The organism is uncultured Sphingomonas sp. (genome assembly GCF_964237335.1).
Classification (GTDB): domain Bacteria; phylum Pseudomonadota; class Alphaproteobacteria; order Sphingomonadales; family Sphingomonadaceae; genus Sphingomonas.
This window is the reverse complement of sequence record NZ_CAXSHM010000037.1, coordinates 21438-28702: the sequence shown is the minus strand read 5'-3', so window position 1 is coordinate 28702 and position 7265 is coordinate 21438. Positions and strand designations below refer to the sequence as shown.

The 7265-nt window shown below is 71.0% G+C and carries 6 protein-coding genes; 1 reads left to right on the top strand and 5 read right to left on the bottom strand.

Features of this window, described 5'->3' with window-relative positions; genetic code table 11:
* Positions 1-327: 327 nt before the first annotated feature.
* The gene (locus ACFE65_RS14790; protein ID WP_375383134.1) at positions 328-1356 is read left to right on the top strand and encodes a hypothetical protein; all 1029 of its coding nucleotides are present in this window, start codon (positions 328-330) and stop codon (positions 1354-1356) included.
* 124 nt (positions 1357-1480) lie between these two features.
* Here ACFE65_RS14790 and ACFE65_RS14785 read toward each other — a convergent pair whose 3' ends face one another.
* The 5 genes from ACFE65_RS14785 to hpnD form a co-directional block, all read right to left on the bottom strand.
* Complete coding sequence (locus ACFE65_RS14785) at positions 1481-2158, bottom strand: phosphorylase (RefSeq protein ID WP_375383133.1); 678 nt, start codon at positions 2156-2158, stop codon at positions 1481-1483.
* A 115-nt stretch (positions 2159-2273) separates the two neighbouring features.
* Complete coding sequence (gene shc, locus ACFE65_RS14780; protein WP_375383136.1) at positions 2274-4226, bottom strand: squalene--hopene cyclase; 1953 nt, start codon at positions 4224-4226, stop codon at positions 2274-2276.
* A 109-nt stretch (positions 4227-4335) separates the two neighbouring features.
* A complete protein-coding gene (locus ACFE65_RS14775; RefSeq protein ID WP_375383132.1) occupies positions 4336-5013 on the bottom strand; it encodes an outer membrane protein in 678 nt (225 codons plus the stop codon).
* Positions 5014-5165: 152 nt separating this feature from the next.
* Positions 5166-6416 carry a hydroxysqualene dehydroxylase HpnE gene (hpnE, locus tag ACFE65_RS14770; RefSeq protein WP_375383131.1) on the bottom strand — a complete coding sequence of 417 codons (1251 nt, stop codon included), beginning with the start codon at positions 6414-6416 and terminating at the stop codon, positions 5166-5168.
* Positions 6413-7264 (bottom strand): presqualene diphosphate synthase HpnD, encoded by an 852-nt coding sequence (gene hpnD / locus ACFE65_RS14765; protein WP_375383130.1) that lies wholly within the window; start codon positions 7262-7264, stop codon positions 6413-6415. The genes hpnE and hpnD overlap by 4 nt, the downstream gene beginning before the upstream one ends.
* Between the last annotated feature and the right edge of the window lies 1 nt (position 7265).

Here is a 7265-nt window from a genome sequence, read left to right as displayed (position 1 = left end):
ATCAGATACTCGCGCCCACCGCAACCCTCTCCCGCCAACCCCGTGAGCAGTTACAGCAACCTTGCTATGATTGATGGGTTATACAATTATCATGCCGACATTGGATGGTTTAAATGCAAGGATATAGACACTTCCAAAGACATGAACTTGGATCACGCGACTTTTGCAAAGATTAGTGGTAAGGTTAGATTTCGCCGGCTCTAATGTGTATACGGCCTCGCAGTTTCGCGATGGAAAAGGCAGCAAAAATGCCCGGTTTGCAGCAAATCGGTAGACAGATAATCCCGCTTGCAATGTTGGGAAAGTAAGCAGAGCTGGATCGGCGTCATGCCGCGCCCCTCGCCCGCCGAACCCCGTCCCCTCAGACCTGACGCTCGCGGCCTCGCCGTCGAGAATGCCGCGTTTCTCCATGAGCTTCGGAACTCAGGCAACACGGACACCGCCGCGCAGGCGATCGGGCGCGCCTCGTGCACGATGCGCCGCCGCCGCGCGCGCCAGCCCGAATTCGCGACCGAGTGGCGCGCCGCGCTCGTCGTGGCGAGCGCGCGGCTGCACGACAAGGCGACCGGCCGGCTGCCGGGCGAGTGGAAGGAGGCGCCGCGGTCCGCCTGGCGCACGCGGGGCGGCGAAGCGGTCGTCGCGCGGGGGCGGGGCGGGATGCTTCAGCAGCGCGCCGCGTGTCCGGGCAAGCTGACGCCGGCGTGCGAGCAGGCGTTCCTGCTCGCGCTGTCCGTCACCGCAAATGCGACGCTGTCCGCGGCGGCGGCTGGCGCACCGAGGGCGGCCTTCTATCGCCGCCGGCGCCTCGATCAGGCCTTCGCGCGCGAGTGGCGGCTGGCGCTGGCGGAGGGTTATGGCCGGCTGGAGCTGCGCTGCATGGCCGCCGCCGATCCCGAGAGCCACACCCGCGACGCGTGGGCCCACAACGAGCCGCCCGAGCCGCCGCCGATGAGCGTCAACCAGATGCTGCAGCTGATGTACCTGCACCAGAAGGAGGCGCGGCTGCTCGCCGAGCCCGCGCACCTCAAGCGGCGACGGGGCGAATCGCGCGAGGCGTATTCGTACCGGTTGAGCGCGATGCACGAGGAGGAGCGCAGCCGCGCCCGCGAGCAGTTCCGCGTCGCCGAGGCGGTGCGCGCGGCGCGGGGCCAGCCGACCCGGTTCGAATGGGAACAGATCGCGCTGCCCGACCTGGCGCAGGTGGAGGCCCAGAAGCAGACGGGGCGTGGCGACCCGGCCAAGGCGCCGCATGATCCGAGCATGGCGCTGTTCGGCGGCTGGCGGATCAAGGACCTGTCGGACGCGCTGAAGGGGACGGGGGAGCGGGAGGGGCCGGGCAGGCGGCGAAGAAGCTAAGGCAATGCTGCGTCTTCAACGCCCGTTCGTCCCGAGCGAAGTCGAGGGACGTGGTTCGAGGGCATGGCGAGGTGTCTCGACTTCGCTCGACACGAACGGCTCGTAACACGACAGGGGAAGGGTTCTACCCAGGCATCCCCATCCGCGGCCCGAGCCTCACCGCGCCGCGCTTCAGCTCGCGCATCGCTTTGGTGAACCCCGCCGTCGTGCGTGCGATGTCGGCGATCTGGCCGGGGCGACGCGCGACCGAACGGAGCATCGCGGCGCCGTCGACGCCGCCATCGGGGCGCATCGACACGGTGATCGCGTGGGGCAGCAGGTGCCGCGCCCCGTCGGACACGCAGCGCACGATCGCGAACGGCAGGCCCCGCTCGGCCGCGACGGCGCCGGCGACATGGCTCTCCATGTCCACCGCCAGCGCGCCGTGGCGATCGCCTAGCGACAGTTTCTCCGCGACCGTGTCGATCATCCGCCCGTCGGCGAAGAAGCCGCCGACGCGGGCGCCCGGCAGCCGCGCCGCCAGCGCCGCCGTCCAGGCCGGGTCGCAGGCGAGGTCGATAGCGCCCCACAGCCGGTCCGCGACCACCCAGTCGCCGATCGCGAGCCCGTCGACCAGCGCGCCCGTCATGCCGAAGCTGACGATCCCCGCCGCGCCCGCCGCCGCCGCCTCGATCCGCTGGCGCAGCGCGACCGGATCGCCGCCGCCCGCGACCGGCACCACGCCTGCGAGGCGCGAGACGCAGGCGACCTCACGGTTGAAGCCGGTCGCGACTACGACATGGCCGGTCATTGGCATGTCCATGTCCGTTCATGCTGAGCTTGTCGAAGCACTGCCTTTCTCTTTCCACGTTCAAAGAAAGGGCAGGGCTTCGACAGGCTCAGCCTGAACGGAAGAAGAGTAGGCATCGGCGTGATCGTCACATCCCCCAAACGACGCGCTCCCCGTTGCCGCGCATCAGGTTGCGGTAGCGGGCCAGCGCCCACAGCGGGAAATATTTCGGATACCCATGGTAGCGCAGGTAGAACACGCGCGGGAAGCCGCCGCCCGTGTACATCTCCTGCCCCCACAAGCCGTCCGGCTCCTGCCGCGCCTGCAGCCACGCGATGCCTCGCCCGACGGCGGGGGACCGCACGCGCCCGGCGGCCATCAGCCCCAGCAGCGCCCAGGCGGTCTGCGAGGCTGTCGACGCCGCCGGCGTGTGGCCGGTGCGGGCAAGGTCGTAGCTGTCGCAATCCTCGCCCCAGCCGCCGTCCGCGTTCTGGATCGCCTCCAGCCAGTCGGCCGCGCGCGCCATCATCGGGTGCTCTCCCCCGATCCCGGCGGCGTTCAGCGCGCACAGCACCGACCATGTGCCATAGACGTAGTTGACGCCCCAGCGGCCGAACCAGCTTCCGTCAGCCTCCTGGTTCCGCTCCAGCCACGTGAGCGCGGCCGTCATGCGGGCTGAGTCCGTCTCGCCCAGTTGCACCAGCATCGACACGCAGCGCGCGGTGACGTCGGCGGTCGGCGGGTCGAGCAGCGCGCCATGGTCGGCGAACGGCAGGTTGTTGAGATAGCCATGGTCGTTGTCGGCGTCGAACGCGCCCCAGCCGCCGTCCTTCGACTGGAGGCCGACGGTCCACTCCGTGCCGCGCGCGATCGCCTCTTCATGCGCCGCTCCGGTGCGACCGCGCGCGCGGTCCATCGCCATCACCACCACCGCCGTGTCGTCGAGGTCGGGATAATGGTCGTTGGCGTATTGGAAGGCCCAGCCGCCCGGCCGCACCCCCGGCCGCTCCTCCGCCCAGTCGCCGGCGACGTCGAGAACCTGGCGAGGCGCGAGCCAGGCGAGGCCTGCGTCGGCGCTAGCTTCGTCGCCCGCCTCCATCATCGCGTGCGCGGCGAGCGCGGTGTCCCACACCGGGGAGACGCAGGGCTGGCAGTAGGTCTCGTCCGTCTCGTCGCGATGGACCAGCAGCCGCTCGACCGATCGCCGGGCGACCGCGCGCGCAGGATGGTCGGGCGCGTAGCCTAGCGCGTCGAACATCATGACGCTGTTGGCCATCGCGGGATAGATCGCGCCCAGCCCGTCCTCGCCGTTCAGCCGCTCGGTGACCCAGGCGACGCAGGCGTCGATCGCGCGACGGCGGGTGCGCCCGGGCCACCAGCCGTCGGCGGCCTTGAGCAGCCGGTCGAGCGCGCCGAAGCCGGCGCCCCACATCCAGCTCACGTCCGCGCTCCGCGAAGCGAGCGGCGCCGGGCGGCCGGTGAACAGCTCGTCCACCCGTACGCCGCGCGGGTTGCGCGCGACGGGCCTGAGCGCGCCGAGCACCAGCAGCGGCACGACGACGGTGCGCGCCCAATAGCTCATCTTGGACAGGTGGATCGGAAACCGGCGCGGCAGCAGGATCAGCTCGGGCGGCATCGTCGGTACCCCGCTCCAGGGGCCGCCGAACAGCGCGAGCTGGATGCGCGTGAAGACGTTCACCGCCTCCGCCCCGCCCGCCGCCAGGATCGCGGCGCGGGCGCGGGCCATGTGCGGCGCTTGCGGATCGTCACCGATCATCTTGAGCGCGAAATAGGCCTTCACCGTGGCACTGACATCGAAGCCGCCGCCGTGAAACAGTCCCCACCCGGCGTGCTCAGCCGACCGTATGCGGCGGAGGTAGCGCCCGATCCGCGCCTCGAGCACCAGATCGTCGGGCTCGCCAAGGTAGTGGCGGAGCAGGATGTATTCCGCCGGGATGGTCGCGTCCGCTTCCAGCTCGAACACCCAATGGCCGTCCGGGCGCTGGGCGCGGCGCAAGGCGGAGGCCGCCTGGTCGATTGTGTGGTCGAGCGTGTCTGCGATCAAAAGCGCGGAGCCGGCGTGATCGGCAGATGGGGTCAACGGGGCCATCGGATCTCCGCTAGCAAGATTGGGCTGCGGAGGGGAGGGGGCCATGGTGCCGGATCGGGGCACAGGCGGCACGTGCCGCCTGTGCCCGTCCGCCCGACGATCAGCGGAAGTGGATGCCGATGCCGCCCATCACCCGCTGACGCGACGTGTGGTCGTCATACTTCGAGTAGACATATTGCGCATTGAGGTAGAGCCCCGCGAGCGGCCCCTGGAAGCGGTTGGCCATCGACAGCTCGACGCCGCCGCCGAGCTGGTATCCATCCGTGTTGTAATGATCGTAATAGCTCTGCTGACCGGCCGGCGCGGTGAAGCGCTTGCGCTGCTCGTTGTCGACCCAGCCGCCCTTGCCGAATACCAGCAGCTGCGGCGCCAGCAGGACGCCGGCGCGGACCGCGACGCCATATTCGTCGAACGACTTGTTGCAGAGCGTGCCACCGATCGCGCCGGTCGTGCAATTCTCGGTGTAGTTGTTCGCGCGCCAGTAGGTCGCCTCGGGACCGACCACGATCCGATCGCCGATCTGGCCATCGAAGCCGACCGTGCCGCCGTAACCGACCTTGTCGCGATGGACGCCCTGCGACATGTACCGATCGCCGCCGCCGTCGCCTTCGACGCGGAACCCGCGGAAGCTGCTGCCGGAGCTTGAAGGCGCCGTCGCCGGCGCGGTGGTGGCGACCGTCGGATCCTGGGCCGGCGGCGGCGCGGCCATGTCCTGCGCGGTGGCGGAAGTGGCGGCCAGCACGGCGGCGGCGGCCGAGACGAACAACATGTTACGCATGAAAACCCTCATGATTTGCCAACTACGATGGCCCGCGCCGCAACGATGGGTCCGGCGGCTTCGTTCCATATTGTGAAAAGATGTAACGATACTGTTTCTGGAATGACACGTGACGCAATCGGTTGCCGGTCAGGCATCGACCGGCCGGCTCATCACCCGCGGAGCAGCGCCGCCGCCGCCGTCGCGCCCGATCGCAGCGCGCCCTCGATCGTCGCGGGCAGGCCGGTCCGGGTCCAGTCGCCAGCCAGGAACAGGTTGCGCCAGCGGGTGCCGGCGGGCGGACGCTTGGCGTTCTGCTCGGGCGTGGCGGCGAAGGTGGCGCGCTTCTCCTTCACCACCTGCCAAGGCGGCATTGGCGCGTCGATGTCATAGGCGCGGCAGACGTCCGCCCAGAAGCGGCGCGCCAGTGCCTCGCGATCTTCCCCCGCCAGCCGGTCGGCGGCGCTGATCGTGGTGCCGATCCGGTCGGGATAGGCGAACACCCACTCCACCGTGCCGCCCAGCAGGCCCAGCATCGTCGGTGCGCCGGCGGGGGGGGGCAGGCGGAAGGTGGCGCTGACGATCGCGCGATGCTCGTCGGGCACGACCAGGCCGGGCACCAGCTCGGCCGCGACCCAGGCGGGGACCGCGAGCACCACCGCCTCGTCCGCAGGCACGGGCTCGGGGCCGGCACCCCAGTCAAGGCCGGCGACCCGGTCGTCTTCGAACGTCATCGCGCGCAGCCGTCGCCCGGTGCGCGCCGCAACGCCGCGCGACGCGAGCCATCCGCGCGCCGGGGCGATCAGCGCCGCGTCGAGATCGTGCGCGGCGACGCGCGGCACCATGTGGCGGCCGCCCTTCGCGATCGTCTCGCGCAGCGTCGCACCGGTCAGCGCCGCCGATCCGTCGGCCGGCGCCGTGTTGAGCGCGGCGAGCAGTACCGGATCGAGCAGGCGATCCCAGAGCGGGCCGACCGTGGCGATGCGGTCGCCGACCCGTCCGTCGCGCCGGCCGAGCAGCCGCGCGAGCGGCAGGTAATCGGCCAGGCGCGTGCCCGGCACGCGCCTGGCGGGCGCGCCGATCCACCACGGCAGCCGCCCGTCGTTGATCCGGACGGTCCAACGCTCGCCTGTCCGGAGGTCGGCGAACGCATAGGCGGCCTCGCCGGCGTCGACAAACGCGCCCGCCCAGTCGCCCCCGGCCCGATCGAGGAAGCGGCGCACCTCGGTGTTGCCGGACAGCACGATGTGGTTGCCGTTGTCGATCGTGAGCCCGAGCGACGGATCGTGATACGCCCGGCACCGCCCCCCCTCGCGCGCGGCGGAGTCGGCCAGCGAGACGTCCAGCCCCGCCTCGACCAGCGACACGGCGGCGTTGAGCCCGGCGAGCCCCGCGCCGGCGATCGTCGCGCGGGCGAACGTCACCGGAAGATGCTGAGCCGCAGCACCGTCAGCAGCAGCGCGGGCTTGGACACCCTGACGCGGGTGCGCGGCGGCGCCCAGCCGACCGCCTCCATCCGCGCCAGCACCTTCTCATAGGCCGCCGCCATCAGCCGGGGCGCGAGCAGGCGTCCTTGCGGCCGATTCGCGAGGATAGCGCGAGCTTGGCCGTAGTGGCCGTGCGCCTGCGCCGCGACGGCGCGGGCGACGATGTCGACGCGGGCGTCGGCGATCACCTCGGCGGGCGTGGTGGGCGCGATCCCGGCGCGCGTCAGCTCCTCGCGCGGCAGATAGACGCGCCCGATCGTCGCATCCTCGTCGAGGTCGCGCAGGATGTTGGTCAGCTGCAACGCGCGGCCAAGATGATGGGCCAGCGCGTCGCCGACGTCGCGCTCCATCCCGAACACCCGCACCGACAGCCGGCCGACGGCGGAGGCGACGCGGTCGCAATACAGGTCGAGCGTCGCCGCGTCAGGCCAGCGGATGTCGCCGGCGACGTCCATCGCCATGCCGTCGATCACCGCGTGGAAGTCGGCGCGATCGAGGTCGAACCGCCGCACCGCCTCCGCGACCAGCGCCGCGCGACCGGGCGGCCCGCCGGCGTAGAGCGCGTCGATGTCCGCGCGCCACGCCGCCAGGTCCGCCGCGCGGCTCGCACGGTCACCGCCCTGGTCGTCGGCGATGTCGTCCACCTGCCGGCAGAAGGCATAGATCGCGTACATCGCCTCGCGCTCCGGCCTGGGGAGCACGCGCATGCCGGCATAGAAGCTGCTGCCCGAGACCTGCGCTCCCGCCTGGGATCGCAGCGCGGCGGGGGTGGCGTTGGGGTTCACG

Excerpts from the sequence above, each read along its gene's own strand:
- ACFE65_RS14790 (WP_375383134.1), top strand. The coding sequence starts at position 328 with ATGCCGCGCCCCTCGCCCGCCGAACCCCGTCCCCTCAGACCTGACGCT.
- ACFE65_RS14785 (WP_375383133.1), bottom strand. The coding sequence starts at position 2,158 with ATGGACATGCCAATGACCGGCCATGTCGTAGTCGCGACCGGCTTCAAC.
- ACFE65_RS14775 (WP_375383132.1), bottom strand. The coding sequence starts at position 5,013 with ATGCGTAACATGTTGTTCGTCTCGGCCGCCGCCGCCGTGCTGGCCGCC.